Origin of the sequence: Streptomyces sp. NPDC006140, assembly GCF_040628815.1 — a bacterium.
GTDB lineage: Bacteria > Actinomycetota > Actinomycetes > Streptomycetales > Streptomycetaceae > Streptomyces.
Window position 1 is genome coordinate 470,294 of record NZ_JBEXTS010000003.1, and the last position, 16,841, is coordinate 487,134.

Consider the following 16,841-nt stretch of genomic DNA (forward strand, 5'->3'; position numbering starts at 1 on the left):
GTGCCCGGTGCCGCGCCCGCCAGTCACATCAGTCGCGGGGGTTCCGGCGCAGCAGATAGGTGTCCATGATCCAGCCCTTGCGCTCGCGGGCCTCGGCCCGCAACCGCTCGATCCGCGGGGCGGCCTCGGCGATCGGGCCGGAGATCAGGATCTCGTCCGGGGTGCCGATGTAGGCGCCCCAGTAGATGTCGACGTCCTCCTGCGCGAACCGCCGGAAGACCTGGCGGGCGTCGAGCATCACCACCACGTCGTCCACGCCCTCCGGGAAGCCCTCCGCGAGCCGCCGCCCCGTGGTGATCTGCACCGGCCGGGCGACCCGGTTGAGGCCCGTCCGGTGCCGGGCGACGAGCGCCGAGACGCTGCTGATGCCGGGCACGACGTCGTACTCGAACGCCACCGCGCCCCGCTCCAGCACCTCCTCCAGGATCCCCAGCGTGCTGTCGTACAGCGAGGGGTCCCCCCACACCAGGAACGCGCCGGTCTCCTCCTCGCCGAGTTCCTCGGCGATCAGCCGCTCGTAGATGCCGGCCCGGGCGCTGCGCCAGTCCTCGACGGCGGGGGAGTAGGCCGCGCCGCCGGCGCTCCGGTCCCGCTCGGGGTCGCGCGCCTCGACGACCCGGTACGTGCCCGGTGGAACGTGCGTGTCGAGCATGTCCCGCCGCAGCCCGGTGAGATCCGCCTTCACCTCGCCCTTGTCCAGGATGAAGAACACGTCCGTGCTCCGCAGTGCCTTGACCGCCTGGAGGGTGAGCTGGTCCGGGTCGCCCGCGCCGATACCGATGACATGAATCTTTCGCACGCCCCGAGTCTGCCGTACGGGTGGGGGCGGGGTTTCACCGCGTCCGTGGGTGAGGGGACGGGGCTGCACTGTGAGGCTCGATTGCGGCCCGGCTCAGCGCCCCGGCTCGGTGCCCCGCGCCCTGGCTCAGCCCCCCGCGTCCTGGCCCAGCCCCCGCGTCCTGGCCCAGCCCCCGCGTCCTGGCCCAGCCCCCGCGTCCTGGCCCAGCCCCCCGCGCCCTGGCCCAGCCCCCCGCGTCCTGGCCCAGCCCCCGCGTCCTGGCTCAGCCCCCCGAGCCCGCTCCCCGCAGCCGGGGCGCCCGTGCTCCCGCGTCCACGGCGCGGCCGTCCCGCTCCACCTCCCGTGCCAGCTCCCGGGCCCAGACGGTGACCGTCCCGACGTCGATGCCGTGCGGGACGGCCCGTCCGGAGCCGGACACCCACGTCTCGGCCGCGCTCGCACCCCGCCGCAGCAGCCGCGCCCCGCCCGTGAGATTGCCGCGGGCGGCGTGCGTCAGGCCCACGGCGAGCTGGGCGAGGCCGCGCCACAGCTCCCGTTCCTCCTCGGGCCCCGACTTCCACGCGTCCTCGAAGACCTCGTGGGCGTGGAACGGCTTGCCCTCGTCCAGCAGCCGCTGCGCCTCCGCGACGGTCTCCTCCGGGGTGCGGACGACCCCCTCGGGCTGGCGGGGCACGCCGTCCGCGCCGTACGGCAGGGGCCGGCCGAGACCGTCCCGCGGCCGGGCGTTGCGCGCCCGCCCCTCACTGTCGCGGTCCCGCGCACCGGCCGGCCGTCCCGTGCTGTCCTCACCGCTCGTGCCGCCCCCACTGCCCGAGCCGTTCTCATCGCCTGTGCTGCCCATACGCCGATTGTCCCGCCCGGGCCGCTTTCGGCTCGGACAGGGGTGTGGGGTAAAGTGCTGTTCGCGCGATCACGCGGTTCACCGCGGGTGGCGCGCACCGGGACGTGGCGCAGCTTGGTAGCGCACTTGACTGGGGGTCAAGGGGTCGCAGGTTCAAATCCTGTCGTCCCGACGGTGCGGAAAAGGCCTCCGCGGGCAGTCGCCCGCGGGGGCCTTTCCCATGCCCGGAGGGATCAAGGAACCCGGTGCCCGTACAGCCAGTCCAGTCGGCGGTGGTACACGTGGGGAGCCAGTGTGCCGAGGAACCACAGGGGCACGTGGGCGAAGCGGCCGTCCCGGTGGAAGCGTCGGCCGTTCTCGCGCGAACCGGCCTGGACGCGTGCGGTACGCGGTCGCCTGATCGCGGCGTACGAGCGCAGCGCCCGCGGCACGTCGCCAGTGCGTTCGAGCCGGTGGGCGAGGACCTGCGCGTCCTCGATGGCCATGGTGGCGCCCTGGGCCAGGTAGGGCAGCATCGGATGGCAGGCGTCACCGAGGAGCGCGACGCGTCCGTCGGTCCATTCCTCCAGGGGCTCGCGGTCGAACAGCGCCCAGCGGTAGTGGGCGTCCGCCTCCCGGAGGACGGTGGTGACCGTGGGGTGCCAGCCCTCGAAATCGGCCAGCGCGTCCCGCCGGGTACCGCGCTCGGTCCAGGACTCGCCCCGCCACGCGTCGCGCTCCACCACCGCCACGAGATTGGCCAGCGCCCCGCCGCGCAGCCGGTAGGTGATCGCATGACGCCGCTCGCCCACCCAGAGGCACGCGGTGGGCGGGGGCACGTCACGCCCCAGCCGCTCGATCGGGACGGTGACCCGCCAGGCGACGTGGCCGGTGAAGCGGGGCTCGCCGGCCCCCAGCAGCTGACCGCGGATCACCGAGTGGATGCCGTCCGCCCCGACGAGCAGGCTGCCACTGATCCGACGCCCCGAGTCGAGCACCGCCGTGACGTGCTCCGGGTCCTGCTCGTAGCCCCGCACCGCCGACCCGGTGCGCAGGTCGATGTCCAGGCCGCTGCCGGCCGTCCCGGCGAGGAGGGCGTCGAGCAGGTCCGCGCGGTGGACGTGCAGGTAGGGCGCGCCCCACCGCCGTACGGCCGTCTCGGCCAGTTCGACGCGGAACACGCGCCGGCCGGAGCGGCCGAGCCGCATCTCGACCGCCTCGGGACGGAACGTCGTGGGCAGCAGCCGGTCCAGCACGCCGAGGGTGCTCAGCACGCGCACGCCGTTGGGGCTCAGCTGGATGCCCGCGCCGATCTCCCCGAAGGCCGCCGCCCGCTCCAGCACCGTCACCCGCCACCCGGTGCGGCCGAGGGCGAGCGCGGCGGCCAGCCCGCCGATACCGGCCCCGACGACGAGCGCGTGCCGCGTGCTCCGGGCTGTCTCCATAAGTCCTCCCCCGTGAGGTGAACCGGACCACCGCGGCCGTGCAGGCATGCCCGCAAGGACCCCGGTGCGGCCCCCTCTACTGTCCCCGGCTCACGGGGCGAGGGGCAGACGCAGACGCGCCACGCCGCCGTGCCCGGGCACCCGGGCCGCCCCGGAACGTACGGTGACAGGCCGCCCCGGATGGTAGAAGCGGGCATGACCACTTCGCTTTTCCCTCCCCGCCCGGCCGGTGCCCGATGACCGCCGGCATCGACACCCCCGACCGCAGGGGCCGCACCGGGCTCGACCGCACCGGCCGGGACCTCACCGGCAACCCCCGCGTCAAGGTGCGCGACGTGAAGCTCCTGTCCAGCCACTGGTACGTCGAACGCACCACGACCTTCGACTTCCGGCACGCCGACGGCACCTGGAGCACCCAGGAACGCGAGACGCACGACCGCGGCAACGGGGCGACCATGCTGCTGTACGACACCGAACGCGAAACGGTGCTGCTCACCCGCCAGTTCCGCTTCCCCGTGTACGTCAACGGGCACCCCGACGGCATGCTCGTGGAGACACCGGGCGGTCTCCTCGACGACGATGACGAGCACCCGGAGATCGCCGTCCGGCGTGAGGTCGTCGAGGAGACCGGCCACACCATCGGCGAGGTCCGGCACGTCTTCGACGTCTACATGAGCCCCGGCTCGGTCACCGAACGCGTCAGCTTCTACGCCGCCGCCTACGGCCCGTCGACCCGCACGCACGAGGGCGGCGGCCTGGGCGAGGAGGGCGAGGACATCGAGATCCTCGAACTCCCCTTCCGCAGGGCACTGGAGATGATCCGCACCGGGGAGATCGCCGACGCGAAGACGATCATGCTGCTGCAGTGGGCGGCGTTGGAGGGGCCGTTCGCGAAGTGAGGCCCGGCGGCCTTGACTTGGAGTGCTCTTCAAGATGAAGACTCCCGTGCATGCCCCCGACCCCGGGGTGCGCACGGGAGGAGCAGCCATGAAGTACCGCACGATCGGCACGGACCCGCGGACCCGCCGCGAGGTGAGCGTGCTCGCGCTCGGCGCGATGCTGTTCGGTTCGGTGACGGACGAGAAGACGTCCTTCGCCGTCCTCGACCGCTACGTCGAGGCCGGCGGCACCTTCATCGACACGTCCGACAACTACGCCTTCTGGACCGACGGCGGCCAGGGCGGGCAGAGCGAGGAACTGCTCGGCCGCTGGCGCCGCAGCCGCGGCATCGGCGACGAGATCGTCATCGCCACCAAACTCGGCGCCCGCCCCCTGGCCCCCGGCACGAGTTACGTCGACAACCCCGAGGGCCTGTCGGCGAAGGTGATCCGCGAGTCTGCGGAGCGCAGCCGCGAACGGCTCGGCGTGGAGAAGCTGGACCTGCTGTACGCGCACATCGAGGACCACAAGGCCCCCCTCCAGGAGACCGTCGAGGGCTTCGCCGCCCTGGTCGCCGAGGGCACCGTCGGACTGCTCGGCGCGAGCAACCACGCCACCTGGCGCATCGAGCGGGCCCGGGCCCTCGCCGCCGCGGCCGGGCTCCCCGGCTACGAGGTGCTCCAGTACGCCCACACCCACCTGCGTCCTCGCACCGACGTGCCCGACGACCTCTCCCCGGACGGCAGCCTCGGCCACGCCGGCCCCGACCTCCTGAGCTACCTGAGGGCCGAACCCGGTCTGACCCTGGTCGCGTACTCACCCCTGCTGAAGGGGGCCTACACCCGCCCGGAACGGCTGCCCGCGGACTTCGACCACCCCGGCACCCCGCCCCGGCTGGCGGCGCTGCGCGAGGTGGCCCGCGAGACCGGGGCGACCCTCAACCAGGTCGTACTCGCCTGGCAGCTCGGCGGCGAGCTGCCGATCATCCCGCTCGCCGGGGTCTCCTCGGTGGCCCAGCTGGAGGAGAACCTCGCCGCGGTGGACCTGGACCTGACCGCCGAGCAGCGGGCGAGGCTGGACGCGGCGCACTGAGAGCGTGGGACCGTGGAGGGAACCGGTCATCCGGACATCGGTCATCCGGACATCGGAATTTCGGACCTCCGGAAGGAGCACCGGCCATGACCACCCACCCGGCCCACCCCGCCGCCCGCTCGATCAGAACCACCCCCGAAGGCCTCATGTGGGAGCCCAGCGAGCGCTGGGTGCGCGGCCGAAAGGGCGACATCACCGTCGTCGACAGCCGGCACCCCGTGCTCGTCTGGGAGCCCCACCTGCCCGTGCCGCAGTACGCCTTCCCCCGCGAGGACGTCCGCACCGACCTCCTCCGCCCGGCGCAGGACCCACCGACGGGCACCCACACCGGCTCGCAGATCTTCTACGACCTCCGGGCCGGCGGAGACGTACGGCCGAACGCGGCCTGGACCTTCCCCGCCGACGACCTGGCCGGCCACATCGCCTTCGAGTGGTTCCGCCGAGCCGACACGGGCCTCGACCACTGGTACGAGGAGGAGGAAGAGATCTTCATCCACCCTCGTGACCCGCACAAACGCGTGGACGCACTGCCCAGCAGTCGCCATGTACAGGTCGAGATCGACGGCAGGACGGTCGCGGACACCCGCGCCCCCGTCCTGCTCTTCGAGACCTCCCTGCCGATCCGGTACTACGTCCCCCGCGAGGACGTCCGCCTGGACCTGTTCGACGCCAACGACCACAGCACCGGATGCCCCTACAAGGGAACCGCCACGTACTGGTCCTGGCGCGGCGAGGGCGATGTGCCGCCCAACATCGTCTGGAGCTACCCCGCCCCGCTGCCCGCGGTGGCCGCGATCAAGGACCGGCTCGCCTTCTACAACGAGGCGGTCGACATCACCGTGGACGGCGAGCGCCTGGAACGGCCCGTCACACCGTTCAGCGCGATGCTGCGCCGGAGGCCGTGAGGGGCTACCCACGTGAAGTGAGCCAAGGCCAGCCCGTCAGACCTGCATGGAGTCTGGTTCATCATCGGTGATCTGGCTGGTCACACCGATGAAGGTGTTACCGGTCGACGTGCCCAGAGCGCCTTTGTAGTTGTAGATGGCCCACTGCATTCCGTTGAACGTGTTGTCGTACACATTCGCGGCGATGTGGTAGTTGATGCTGACCCCGAACCGGTTCGCATTCCCGATGTCGTGAATGTTGTTGTTGTAGACGTTCAGGTTCTTCGCGGCGTTGAACGGGCCGTCGCTCATTCCGATGATCAGGATGCCGTCCGTGAATCTGCTGCCGCTGATGTCATTGTCGTGGATGGCGATGTTGTCGGCCGGCGCGTTCTGGAATCCGCTGTACACGATACCCGGCAACGTGCCCGTGCCTGTCGTGGATCCGCCGATGATCGTGTTGTGGTGAACGGACACGTCGGACAAGGTGTCGCTGGACGAGTTGGGCTCAAGGTCGATGGGGCCGGGCATCCCGGAACGCGAACACTTGATGAAGGTATTGCCGTGCACTTCGATACGTGTGCCCGTGATGATCGAAACACCGTTTCGATTGAAGTATTCGGATGAGAACGTGTTGTTCGGTCCGATGACACAATTCTTGGCGGAGCTTCCGATGTTCACGTAGACGCCGTCGCCGATGATGTTCCTGAACTCGCAGTTCTTGACGGTCACGTTGCTTATGTTCCCGTGGATTCTCAAGCAGTGGCGGAACTGAGACCAGGTGGCTCCCTGGTTCGCCGCACGTCCGTCGAACTTGAGGTTGTCGATCGTGACGCCTGATCCGCTCACCCTCAGTATCTCGTCGCTTTGCGTGGCCGACGAGGTGGAGTTGTCCGGGAAGCGCAGGGTCGAACCGTTGCCCTCGACGTAGCAGTTGGCCGGGATCGACAGTGAAGTGACCGTGTACGTGCGCCCCGCCGGAAAGACAAGGCGCTTTCCTTCGGCGGCGTCGGCCGCCAACTGCGGTGTGGCGTAGTCCGTGACGAGAACCTTGCCGCTGCCGCTGGAGGGGAGTCGCACTGCGGCCAGAAGGGGGACCGACGTCAGCGCCAGCATCGACCTGCGGGTCATGGGGCGGGAATTCTTGAAAATCTTCACTGGCGACCTCTGTGATCAGAATGAATCCGGAAACTCCGTGTGAATAATTCAGCGGCCGACGCCACTCGCCGCATTGTACCCCGCTGAATCCACAGACCTTCGTACCGGAAACTGGCCCCTCATGTGAGCCGCTAATGATCATTATCCGTCAATGGGCGTAACCCGCGACACGTGGCCGCTCAGACCTCGAAATGGCGGAGACTGTACGGGAATTGTCCCCGCACACTGTGCTGCTACTTCCGGGCGAACCGGTCGAGCAGCGCGTCCAGCCCGGCCATCAGGTCTTCGGGGCCGCCCTGTCCGACGAGCGAGGTGGCGGTCGCCCGGAGCGTGGGCAACTCCTGAGGTGACAGGCGGTGCAGGCCGAGACGGAAGGCGGGGTCCGGTTCATCAGGGTTGTCCACCATGGGGCGCAGCTCCACGGAGATGTAGCCGAGCAGCCAGGCGGTGAAGGAGCGGAAGACGGAAGAGGCGGTGGCCTCGTCGAAACCGGCCTCCTTCAGCAGGGTGAGCACGCGTTCATGGTCCCTGAGGACGGCGGAGGGGCGCCGCGCCAGCGGTACCGCCAGCATGCGCGTGGAGAGGAGCGGCACCGCCCGCGGGTGGGCGAGGCACACCTCGTAGGTGGCTCGCGCGATGCGGTGGAGCTGGGTGCGCCACGCCGGCGCCTCGGCGGTGGCCCGGGCCGGCGGCTCGATGCTCAACCGTTCCTCCAGTTCCAGGTACAGGGCCTCGACCAGGCCGTCCAGCAGGGCATCCTTGCTCGCCGCGTACCGGTAGAGCGCCATCGCCTCCACGCCGAGTTCGGCGCCCAGACGGCGCATGCTCAGCGCGCCCAGCCCCTCCCGGTCCACCAGTTCCAGAGCGCTGGCCAGCACGCGCTCCCGGCTCAGCCGGCCGTAGCGCCCGCGGTCGCTCGCCCGTCGCGCCGGGCCGCTCCCCGTCCGCCGTACCCCGGCCTCGTCTTCGGCCATGCGTTGCCTCCAGCAGGTCTGCCCGAACGGTGGTCGTGCTCCTGTTGACTCTACGCAGCAACCGGAGGAATCTGTACGTATACGTCGTAAATATACGGGATAGGGGCGGGCTGGATCCCGGAAAAGGCAGCACAGGGGAGTACGCCATGACAATCCACAGGCTGCGGCCCCGGCAGCGACCGGTCGGACGCGGCCGACCCCCCGCTCTCGACGGCACGCCGCCCGCACCGGAGTCCGCAGTGGAGAAGGTGCCCTTCGCGGTGACGTGGATCAGTCCGGAAGCCCGGCGAGCGGCGCAGGACGTGCTCGCCTCGGGCTGGGTGACCACCGGTCATGAGACGGAACTCTTCGAGAGCGACTTCGCGGCGTACGTCGAAGCCGAACACGCCATCGCGGTGAGTTCGTGCACGGCGGCGCTCGAACTGGCGCTGCGTGCCCTGCGGCTCCCGCCCGGCGCGACGGTACTGGTCCCGGCGGTGACCTTCTGCGGCGCGGCCCACGCGGTCCTGCACGCCGGGCTCCGGCCGGTGCTGGTCGACATCGATCCGCGCACAGCGACCCCGACTCCGGCCACGGTCGCCGAAGCCGTCCGGAGCTGCGGACGCCCCCAGGCGATGATGGTCCTGCACTACGCAGGGGCCCCCGCACCGGTGGCCGCGCTCGCGGAGGCCGCGCGGCTGCCCCTGGCGCGGGTCGTCGAGGACGCCGCCCACGCCCTGGGCACCTCTGTGGGCGACCTGCCGGTGGGAAGCCTGTCCAGAGCGACCTGCTTCAGTTTCTACGCCACCAAGAACCTGCCCATCGGAGAGGGCGGCATGGTGACCACGGACGACGCGGAACTCGCCGCGGGGATCCGCCGCGCAAGGCTCCACGGCATGTCCGCCGACGCCTGGCGGCGCATGCTGCCGGGCGGACGCTGGCGGTACACCGTCGAGGAGGCCGGCCTGAAGGCCAACATGACGGATGTACAGGCTGCCATCGGACGGGCCCAGCTCCGTCACTTCGAGGAGTGGCAGCGACGGCGGCACGCCCTGGCCGCACGGTACGACAAGGCGCTCGCGGCCGTTCCCGGGATCGAGCCGCTGGACGTCCCCGCCCCGGGGCGGCACGCCCGTCATCTGTACGTGGTGCGGGTGCCGGCGGAGTACGGGACCGGCCGTGACGAACTGGTCGAGGCGCTGGCGGCGCGCGGCATCGGTACCTCCGTCCACTTCATTCCCCTGCACCACTTGCCGCACTTCCAGCGCACTGCCCTCACGCCGCCCGGTGGCCTGCCGGGGGCCGACCTGCTCTTCCCCGAGTTGCTGTCCCTCCCTCTGCACCCCTTCCTCAGCGAGGCGGCGGTCGACCGGGTCTGCGGGGAACTCGCCCGGCTCAAGCCTGATCGGCCCACCGGACCACACGCTCACCCGAGCAGGCCGACTCGGCCTCGTACCGCCATGGCCCGCCCGTACGCGGAAGGCCGCTGATGTCCACGCGCCGCCGGCGGGACCAGCGGCCGCCCGGACAGCCTCCGGGAAGCGGCCGACGGCCGCGCCGCCGGCTGCGGACCCTGCTGGTGTGCCTGGTGATCGCGGTGGCCGGTCTGCTGGCGCTCGGTGCCGGCGGCGTGTGGTGGGCCACCAACCACTACGGCGACCAGGTGGAGCGGATTCCCCACGCGCTCCCCGACGGCCCGCGGCCCCCGAAGCCGGACGATCCGGAGGGCAAGAACAACCACGGCACCACTTTCCTGCTCGCCGGGCTCGACAGTCGCTCCGCGAAACCCACCACCGGGGGCAACGCCGTGGCCGACCTCTGGAAGGCCGGAGCCCAGCGAAGTGACACCCTGATGCTGGTTCACCTCGGCCCCGGCGAGCGCACGTCGTACACCGTGTCGATACCCCGTGACAGCTGGGTGCCCATCCCCGGACACGGATCGGCGAAGATCAACGCAGCCTTCTCCTGGGGCGGCCCGCGGCTCCTCGTCGAGACGGTCGAGCAGCTCACGCGCGTGAGGATCGACCACTTCGCCGTCATCGACTGGCATGGCTTCAGGTCGCTCACCGACGCCGTGGGCGGTGTGCCGATCACTGTGCCCGCGGATTCCTACGACCCGGAACAGGAACGGCACTTCACAGCGGGAACCCACACCATGAACGGCGAGGAGGCGCTCTCCTACGTCCGGCAGCGCCATGGTCTGCCCGGTGGGGAGCTGGACCGGATCAAACGGCAGCAGCAGTTCCTGCGGGCCCTCATCGGTGAGATACGCGACGACGTGAGCATCACCAACCCCCTGAAGATCGACCGGATGCTCGACGCCATCACCGGGACCGTGAGCGTGGACGACCAACTGTCCAACGGCGACCTGCGGGACCTCGTCCTCGGCCTGCGGCACCTGGACTCGGCGGACGCCTACTTCACCACCGCACCGATCGTCCGGTCCGACTTCATCGACCGCCAGTACGTCCTGATCCTCGACCGGGCCGGCCTGCGATCGCTGTGCCACGGGATCGAGACCGGAAACCCGCCCGGGACAAGGAAGTGAGGCGGTCACGTGCGCCTCCGCCGCCATGCGAAGCCGTTCCCGGGCCCTCGGGGCACGCCCGGACCCGGAGAGGCGGCCCACCCGCGGGCTCCCGCCGGCCAGGGACGGACTCTCGTCTCCGGCATGGGCTTCAGCGCACTCGCGCAGAGCGCGCCGCTGCTCACCAACCTGGCGCTGACGCCCGTCCTGATCCATCGGCTGGGACTCGACCGGTTCGGTGTCTGGTCGCTGATCCTGGTGTTCCTGGCCACCCTCACCGTGCTGGACGGGGGAGTCGGCGCATCGCTCGCGCGCTTCTACGCCTACCACGGCGCCCGCGGCGACCGGGACGGCACAGGGCGACTGGTCGTCGGGTCGGTGGCGGTTTTCCTCGCGCTCGGCGCCCTCGTCACCGGACTCTGCGCGCTGCTCGGACCCGTCGTGGTGAGCGCCCTCGACGTGCCACCGCGGCTGACGGAGGAAGCCGAGCAACTGCTGCTGGTCCTCGGCCCGCTCCTCACCCTGGCCCTGGTCTCCAACTCCGCCATCGCGCTGCTCCAGGCGAACGCCCGCTTCCGCAGCCTGGCGTCCGTCAGCGCGGGATCCTGTCTGACCTACGCGGTCGCGGTGGTCGTACTCGTCGACGGCGGGCAAGACCTGCGGCTGCTCGCTGTTCTGACCACCATGAGATACGCCCTGGTGACGGTCGGTGGCTTCTGCGCGGGGGCGCGGCACATCCGCATCCGGCGACCGCTGCTGCCGGAGCCGGCCGAGCGGCGCGACTTCATCGGCTACGCCTCCCGCATGCAGTTGTCGGGCTTCACCGTCTTCCTCAACGGGGAGATCGACGCCCTGGTGATCGCCGCACTGCTGCCCGTGCGGTACGTCGGCATCTTCGCGGCCGGGTACCAGGCGGCGACCGCACTGCGCAGCCTGCCGCTCTACGCCTTCCCCCCGATCCTCACCCGGATGACGCACGTCTACGCCGCCGGTGGACTCGCCGGAGCAGTACGGGAGTTCCATGTCCTGCAGTCCCGCTGGCTGCCGGCGGTTCTCACCTACGGGGCGGTGACGACCACGGCGGTCGGACCGGCGGTCGTGGTGTGGCTGGGACCCGATCTCGCACTCAGCGGAGCTGTGGCCGCCGTTCTGCTGGCCGGATACGCCGTGCAGGTGGCGTTCACGGGGATGCGTACCTGCTTCGTCCGGGCGATCGGCCGCCCAGGGCTGGAAACCCGGTACTCCTGGTGTTCGACGGTGGTGAACCTGGCGCTCACGGTGCCTCTGACCTTGTTGTTCGGAGTCATCGGTGTGGTGGTGGCGACTTCGATCGGAATCGTCGCGGGTTCCCTCTACCTCGTCGTCCTCTGCCGGCGGCTGGCGCGTCTGCGCGACCGGCGCCTGCCGCGGCGCTGGGTGCCGGCGACCGCGTCGGCCATCCTCACCGCCGGTGTCGGAGAGCTCCTGGTGCTGAGGCTGGGGTGGCACGGCGCGCTGCCGCTGCTGCTGGCGGGTCTCCCCGTGCTCGCCGGCCTCGGGATCGCGTGGTCGCTCATGGCCCGCGCCCTCACCGAAGCCCCGCACACGCCGGAGCGAGAGCCTGTGAAGGAGGAAGCATGATGACCCCGACCACTTCGGAAAGGCCCGGTGAGCGGCAGCGCAAGCGGGTCCTGATCGTGGCTCAGCTCGACGGGTACGCCAACAGCGTCAAGCCCCTTGCCATCGAGCGGTTCCTGAGGGAACTCGGTCACGATGTGCGGCTGGTGGACACCAACTACCTGGCCCGGGCGTCCAGTACCCCTGGTTCCCCCGGCCGGATGCTCCCCGGATCCCTGCGCCCGGCGAAGCTGGCCCTGTACGCGAACGACATCGCGTCCAGGGTGCTCACCCGGCGGTGGGGCTTCGGACGGCGTCACCTCTCGTACTACGTGCTGCTGAGCGACCACCGTCTGCGTCGGCGCATCCTCCGGACCGACCTGGCACTCGACGACTTCGACCTCGTCATCTGTGAGACCCCTTTCGACGCGGGTGTGCTCACGACGGGCACCTCGGCCGAGACCCTGTACGACTGCCCCAACCCCTGGGCCGACGAGGTGTTTCACGAGGGCCGGCTCACGGGTCGGCAGCATCGGAGGTTCCGCGGCTGGGAAAAGGACTTCCTGGAAGGAATGGAGCACCTCTCGTTCTCCTGGGAGACCTACGGCCGGTACGCCCAGAAGCACTACGGGCTCAGCGGGGACAACTTCCTCCAGCTCAACTGGGGCTGCACCCCCTCGGACACCCGGGCGCGGTTCGCACGTCCGGCGCGCGTGGCCTACGTCGGCTCCCTCAGCGGAGAGTTCATCAACCTCCCCCTGCTGGGACGGCTCAGCCGGCTGTACCCCCACATCGATGTCTACGGCGGCCCGCCTCCGGACCCGTCCCTCGGCATCCGGTACCGCGGCTACGCGTCACCGGATGTCCTGAGCGACTATCAGTTCGGGCTGATCACCTGTACGCGGGACCCGATCCGGGAGGAGGGCTTCTCGGCCAAGCATCTGCACTATCTGGCCCACGGGCTCCCCGTCCTGGTCCCGGCCTGGCGACGTCACCTCGACCTTCTCCGCGGATCGGTGCCCTACACAGAGGAGGACTTCACCACCGTCATCGACGCGCTGAGTGACGAAACACGGTGGACCGCGGTCAGTGACGCGGCTTACGAACAGGGACGGCGACTGGACTGGAACCGGACCCTGGAGCCGCTGCGGCAGCTGCTCGACGGATCGCCCGGGCGACCGGAGCGGGACTCCGCGGCGGCAGGCAGGCACGGGTTCGCATGACCACCCCGGGGCGGCATCTCACGGCCGACATCGTGATCGTCAACTGGAATGCCGGACGTCACCTCCAGAACTGTCTGCACTCCATCGCCCGAGCCGACCGGTCGGTGCTCCGCGTCCGCAGGGTGGTGATCGTCGACAACGCGTCGAGCGACGGCTCGGAGCGGGACCCGCACGTCCCCGGTCTGCCCGTCCGGTGGGTGCGCAACGACGAGAACCTCGGCTTCGCCCGGGCCTGCAACCAGGGCGCGGCCTTGTGCGACTCGGAGTTCCTGCTCTTCCTGAACCCGGACACCGAGCTCTGTCCGGACACGCTGCGGATCACCGGTGAGTTTCTGCGGACCCCCGCCGCGGGAGGCTTCGGGATCTTCGGGGCACGCATGGTGGACGAACAGGGACGTCCGCAGCTCTCCTGCTCCCGGTTCCCCAGCCCGCGTATCTTCGCCGGCCGGATGACAGGGCTCGACCGGCTGGTGCCCGCCGTCTTCCCGCCCCAGCACATGCGGCCGGAGGAACTGTCCCGCTCGGGTCCGGTCGATCAGGTCATCGGCGCGTTCTTCCTGGTGCGCCGCTCCTTGTTCACCGAACTGAACGGTTTCGACGACGGCTACTTCCTGTATCTGGAGGAGGTCGACTTCGCTTTGCGGGCGCGGCGGTTGAACTGGCCCTCGTACCACATCAAGGAAGCGCGGGTCTATCACGCCGGACGTGTCAGTTCGGCCCAACTCGGACCGTGGCGGCATTATCTGCTGCTGTGCAGCCGCACCCGCTTCATGTTCCGGAACTGGCCGAAACACCAGGCATGGCTGCTGACGGTCATGAGCCTGTCCGTGGAACCGGTGGCCCGGCTGGTGGGGGCGGCACTGCGGGGACAACGCCCGGAACTCCGGGCCACGATCACCGTGTACCGGGAATTCCTGCGGTGGCTTCGCCGTGGTCCCGAGCTGCCCCCGACCCCGCCCGAGATCGCACGGCGCCGTCAGTCGGGCGACACCGCAGTACGCGCGCCCGAGCACGAAAGGCGTCTCACGGCATGAAAGAACTCATCGCACTGAGTCCCGGTATGCGTAACCGATGAAACGGTCGGAAGGCAAGAAAATGAAGATCACACGGGTTCTCGTCACGGGCGGGCAAGGTTATCTGGGTTCTCTCGTCAACGAGACGCTGTCCCGCAGTGGACTCGAGGTGGTGTCACTGGACAGCGGCCACGTGTCGGACACGCGGGCCGCCCTGCCTCATGTGACGTACGAGCAGGGGGACGTGCTGGAACCGGCCTCCTGGCAGACGGCTCTGGCGGATGTCGACGCGGTCGTCCATCTTGCCGCGATCGTCGGAGATCCCGCGTGCGGGGTGGACGAGGATCTGGCCATGCGGACGAACTACCTGGGGACGATCCGGGTCGTGGAGGCGTGCAGAAGGTTCGGCGTCGGTCGGATCGTCTTCGCGTCCACCTGCAGCAACTACGGGAGCACCGAAGGAGGTCAGGCCGACGTCTGGTCTCCCCTCAATCCCCAGTCGGTGTACGCGCAGACCAAGGTGCTGGCGGAGCACTACCTTCTCTCACCGCACGCGAACGGGCCGGAGCCCTGCATCCTGCGCTTCGCGACCTTGTACGGGCTGTCTCCCCGCATGCGCTTCGACCTGGCCGTGAACATCATGACGGCCAGCGCCGTCGCCCAGGGGCACCTGGTGGTCCACGGAGGGTCCCAGTGGCGGCCCTTCCTCCATGTGCGTGACGCTGCTTCGGCGATCCTCAAGTGCCTTCACAAGAAGCCGGGTTCGACGGCCGCGGTGTACAACTGTGGCTCGAACAACGAGAACTATCTGATCAAGGATCTCGCCGAGCTGATCCAGCAGGAGGTGCCCGGTTCGGTCGCCGACGTTCTCGGGGAGTCACTGGACCCGCGGAACTACCGAGTGGATTTCTCCCTCATCCGGCAGGCCCTTTCGTTCACCAACCGTTTCCGGGTGGTCGACGGCATACGCGAGATACGCCAAGCGATGATGAACGGCGCGTACGAGGACTACCTGTCGCCTCGGTACAGCAACTATCTGCGAGCCCTTGACCTGTCGAAACAAGGCGTTTCGTGACGCGTGCCGACCGGAGGCACTCGCCCCCGGGATACGGATGTCTCCGGCGCATACGTCGTCGTGCTTCCGCGCGTACCGGTCGGGACGAGCGTGGCCGCAAGGAGGGTGAACGTCAGCGCATTGCTGATGTCGAAGGCCCACGGGCGTTCCATGACCGAGCTCAGCAGGACGGGGAACAGGACGCAGGCAATGGTGGGTATTCCCCTGGTTCCGTCCCGGAAGACGAGATATGCCAGCAGGATGAGGAAGAGAACGACTCCGATGAGGCCGCCGGCGTACGCCACGTCGATCCATTCGTTGTGCAGGGAGGGCGAGACGGCGGCGGGAATCTCGCCCTGCGGGTACTTGGCCGACCAGGCCTTGCCTCCGTACCCGACCAGTGGTGAGTCGGCCCACTCCTCCTTCGCCATGTCCCAGATGGCGGCACGCAGCCTCAGGTCGCCGAACATCGCATGATGCAGCGGCACGACGACACCGAGGACGGCCGCCGGGAGAAGGACGGACACGGCCAGGAGGCTGCGTCCGGGCATACCGCGTGGGACCCCTGGGGTCTCCTCGTCACGGAGTCGGGGACGCAGCACGGCCAGCAGTACCACGGTGGCGACCGCCGCTGTTCCGGCGAGCACACTCCCTGTGGCGGCCGCGAGAAAGGCGAGGTAGCACGCCAGGACGATCCGTACCTTGCCGCGCAGACTCAGCCAGGCGAAGGGGATGCACAGGAGCAGCATCAGGCCCAGGATGTTCTCGTTGGTGAAGACGCCCGCGTAGTGGATTCCGAGAACATTGCACGCGTTGTCGGCGCGGCAGGGGCGTAGGACGTCGGCTGGTTCCATGAGCGCCTGGATCCCGCCCATCGTGGTGTACACCATGGCGACGGCGGTGCCACCGAGGAGCGCCGAGCGTCCTGGACGCCCGACCGCTGCCGCGAGCAGGGCCGCCAGCAGCGTGAGCTGTCTGGGACTCCACAGGGGCTGACCGTTGAGGCCGTCGGACGCTCCGAGGGCCAGGACGATCGTGAAGGCGATGAGCGGTGCGGCGTTGATCCGGGCGCGTGCGACCAGCAGCCGGTAGAGGACGAAGGCCACACATACGCCCAGCAGCAAGCCGTTGGAGACCACGGCGATCTGGTGCACCCACCCCGGAGAACCGATCACGGTGCGGCCCAGGGGGTCCAGTTGCTCCTGCCGGCCCGAGCCGATCACATACGCCGCGGCGTCCACGTTGGCCAGCACTCCGACCAGCAGGACCAGAGTCGCGGTGAGGTCCCAGTCCCTGAAGGTGCGGGCCCTGAGGAAGGCTGCCGCCCACGGGATCAGGGCCAGCAGGGACAGCAGGCCGATGATCAGCACCGAGGTGGACTGCTCCTGCGACATGCGG

General features: G+C 69.7%; 15 protein-coding genes and 1 tRNA gene. 10 read left to right on the forward strand and 6 right to left on the reverse strand.

What is annotated here, in order from left to right; genetic code table 11:
• Positions 1 to 28: 28 nt before the first annotated feature.
• Positions 29 to 799 carry a precorrin-6A synthase (deacetylating) gene (cobF, locus tag ABZ386_RS11580; protein WP_358964648.1) on the reverse strand — a complete coding sequence of 257 codons (771 nt, stop codon included), beginning with the start codon at positions 797 to 799 and terminating at the stop codon, positions 29 to 31.
• A 262-nt stretch (positions 800 to 1,061) separates the two neighbouring features.
• On the reverse strand, positions 1,062 to 1,640 hold the full coding sequence (locus tag ABZ386_RS11585) for a DUF309 domain-containing protein (protein WP_358964649.1): 579 nt from the start codon (positions 1,638 to 1,640) through the stop codon (positions 1,062 to 1,064).
• A gap of 98 nt (positions 1,641 to 1,738) precedes the next feature.
• Here ABZ386_RS11585 and ABZ386_RS11590 point away from each other — a divergent pair.
• Positions 1,739 to 1,812, forward strand: a tRNA-Pro gene (locus ABZ386_RS11590).
• Between the two features lie 61 nt (positions 1,813 to 1,873).
• On the opposite strand, the gene ABZ386_RS11595 is transcribed toward ABZ386_RS11590, so the two are convergent.
• On the reverse strand, positions 1,874 to 3,064 hold the full coding sequence (locus ABZ386_RS11595) for an FAD-dependent monooxygenase (protein WP_356616737.1): 1,191 nt from the start codon (positions 3,062 to 3,064) through the stop codon (positions 1,874 to 1,876).
• A 236-nt stretch (positions 3,065 to 3,300) separates the two neighbouring features.
• Between ABZ386_RS11595 and ABZ386_RS11600 the strand changes: the two genes are divergently transcribed.
• The 3 genes from ABZ386_RS11600 to ABZ386_RS11610 all read left to right on the forward strand — a co-directional run bounded on the left by ABZ386_RS11600 (position 3,301) and on the right by ABZ386_RS11610 (position 5,940).
• On the forward strand, positions 3,301 to 3,963 hold the full coding sequence (locus ABZ386_RS11600; protein WP_114256618.1) for an NUDIX domain-containing protein: 663 nt from the start codon (positions 3,301 to 3,303) through the stop codon (positions 3,961 to 3,963).
• Between the two features lie 88 nt (positions 3,964 to 4,051).
• Positions 4,052 to 5,035 carry an aldo/keto reductase gene (locus ABZ386_RS11605; RefSeq protein WP_358964650.1) on the forward strand — a complete coding sequence of 328 codons (984 nt, stop codon included), beginning with the start codon at positions 4,052 to 4,054 and terminating at the stop codon, positions 5,033 to 5,035.
• Positions 5,036 to 5,121: 86 nt separating this feature from the next.
• Positions 5,122 to 5,940 (forward strand): DUF427 domain-containing protein, encoded by an 819-nt coding sequence (locus ABZ386_RS11610; protein ID WP_358964651.1) that lies wholly within the window; start codon positions 5,122 to 5,124, stop codon positions 5,938 to 5,940.
• Positions 5,941 to 5,976: 36 nt separating this feature from the next.
• Here the strand turns inward: ABZ386_RS11610 and ABZ386_RS11615 are convergent, their stop codons facing one another.
• Positions 5,977 to 7,077: a hypothetical protein gene (locus tag ABZ386_RS11615; RefSeq protein WP_351333628.1), complete on the reverse strand. Its 1,101-nt coding sequence runs from the start codon at positions 7,075 to 7,077 to the stop codon at positions 5,977 to 5,979.
• 233 nt (positions 7,078 to 7,310) lie between these two features.
• Positions 7,311 to 8,051 carry a TetR family transcriptional regulator gene (locus tag ABZ386_RS11620; RefSeq protein ID WP_355721903.1) on the reverse strand — a complete coding sequence of 247 codons (741 nt, stop codon included), beginning with the start codon at positions 8,049 to 8,051 and terminating at the stop codon, positions 7,311 to 7,313.
• 146 nt (positions 8,052 to 8,197) lie between these two features.
• On the opposite strand from ABZ386_RS11620, the gene ABZ386_RS11625 reads away from it, so the two are divergent.
• The 6 genes from ABZ386_RS11625 (at position 8,198) to ABZ386_RS11650 (ending at position 15,464) form a co-directional block, all read left to right on the forward strand.
• Entirely contained in the window at positions 8,198 to 9,520 is a 1,323-nt protein-coding gene (locus ABZ386_RS11625) for a DegT/DnrJ/EryC1/StrS family aminotransferase (RefSeq protein WP_351333621.1), read from the forward strand.
• Positions 9,520 to 10,578 (forward strand): LCP family protein, encoded by a 1,059-nt coding sequence (locus tag ABZ386_RS11630; RefSeq protein WP_351333618.1) that lies wholly within the window; start codon positions 9,520 to 9,522, stop codon positions 10,576 to 10,578. Before ABZ386_RS11625 ends, ABZ386_RS11630 begins: the two co-directional genes overlap by 1 nt.
• A 123-nt stretch (positions 10,579 to 10,701) precedes the next feature.
• Entirely contained in the window at positions 10,702 to 12,177 is a 1,476-nt protein-coding gene (locus ABZ386_RS11635) for a polysaccharide biosynthesis C-terminal domain-containing protein (RefSeq protein ID WP_358964652.1), read from the forward strand.
• Positions 12,174 to 13,376, forward strand: coding sequence for a hypothetical protein (locus tag ABZ386_RS11640; protein ID WP_358964653.1), 1,203 nt, complete (start codon positions 12,174 to 12,176; stop codon positions 13,374 to 13,376). The genes ABZ386_RS11635 and ABZ386_RS11640 overlap by 4 nt, the downstream gene beginning before the upstream one ends.
• A complete protein-coding gene (locus ABZ386_RS11645) occupies positions 13,373 to 14,410 on the forward strand; it encodes a glycosyltransferase family 2 protein (protein ID WP_356501813.1) in 1,038 nt (345 codons plus the stop codon). Before ABZ386_RS11640 ends, ABZ386_RS11645 begins: the two co-directional genes overlap by 4 nt.
• A 37-nt stretch (positions 14,411 to 14,447) precedes the next feature.
• Positions 14,448 to 15,464: an NAD(P)-dependent oxidoreductase gene (locus tag ABZ386_RS11650; RefSeq protein WP_355716562.1), complete on the forward strand. Its 1,017-nt coding sequence runs from the start codon at positions 14,448 to 14,450 to the stop codon at positions 15,462 to 15,464.
• Here the strand turns inward: ABZ386_RS11650 and ABZ386_RS11655 are convergent.
• Complete coding sequence (locus ABZ386_RS11655) at positions 15,422 to 16,837, reverse strand: O-antigen ligase family protein (RefSeq protein ID WP_356616743.1); 1,416 nt, start codon at positions 16,835 to 16,837, stop codon at positions 15,422 to 15,424. The genes ABZ386_RS11650 and ABZ386_RS11655 overlap by 43 nt on opposite strands.
• Between the last annotated feature and the right edge of the window lie 4 nt (positions 16,838 to 16,841).

Excerpts from the sequence above, each read along its gene's own strand:
- ABZ386_RS11585 (WP_358964649.1), bottom strand. The coding sequence starts at position 1,640 with ATGGGCAGCACAGGCGATGAGAACGGCTCGGGCAGTGGGGGCGGCACG.
- ABZ386_RS11595 (WP_356616737.1), bottom strand. The coding sequence starts at position 3,064 with ATGGAGACAGCCCGGAGCACGCGGCACGCGCTCGTCGTCGGGGCCGGT.
- ABZ386_RS11600 (WP_114256618.1), top strand. The coding sequence starts at position 3,301 with ATGACCGCCGGCATCGACACCCCCGACCGCAGGGGCCGCACCGGGCTC.
- ABZ386_RS11605 (WP_358964650.1), top strand. The coding sequence starts at position 4,052 with ATGAAGTACCGCACGATCGGCACGGACCCGCGGACCCGCCGCGAGGTG.
- ABZ386_RS11610 (WP_358964651.1), top strand. The coding sequence starts at position 5,122 with ATGACCACCCACCCGGCCCACCCCGCCGCCCGCTCGATCAGAACCACC.
- ABZ386_RS11620 (WP_355721903.1), bottom strand. The coding sequence starts at position 8,051 with ATGGCCGAAGACGAGGCCGGGGTACGGCGGACGGGGAGCGGCCCGGCG.
- ABZ386_RS11625 (WP_351333621.1), top strand. The coding sequence starts at position 8,198 with ATGACAATCCACAGGCTGCGGCCCCGGCAGCGACCGGTCGGACGCGGC.
- ABZ386_RS11630 (WP_351333618.1), top strand. The coding sequence starts at position 9,520 with ATGTCCACGCGCCGCCGGCGGGACCAGCGGCCGCCCGGACAGCCTCCG.
- ABZ386_RS11635 (WP_358964652.1), top strand. The coding sequence starts at position 10,702 with ATGGGCTTCAGCGCACTCGCGCAGAGCGCGCCGCTGCTCACCAACCTG.
- ABZ386_RS11640 (WP_358964653.1), top strand. The coding sequence starts at position 12,174 with ATGATGACCCCGACCACTTCGGAAAGGCCCGGTGAGCGGCAGCGCAAG.
- ABZ386_RS11645 (WP_356501813.1), top strand. The coding sequence starts at position 13,373 with ATGACCACCCCGGGGCGGCATCTCACGGCCGACATCGTGATCGTCAAC.
- ABZ386_RS11650 (WP_355716562.1), top strand. The coding sequence starts at position 14,448 with ATGAAACGGTCGGAAGGCAAGAAAATGAAGATCACACGGGTTCTCGTC.
- ABZ386_RS11655 (WP_356616743.1), bottom strand. The coding sequence starts at position 16,837 with ATGTCGCAGGAGCAGTCCACCTCGGTGCTGATCATCGGCCTGCTGTCC.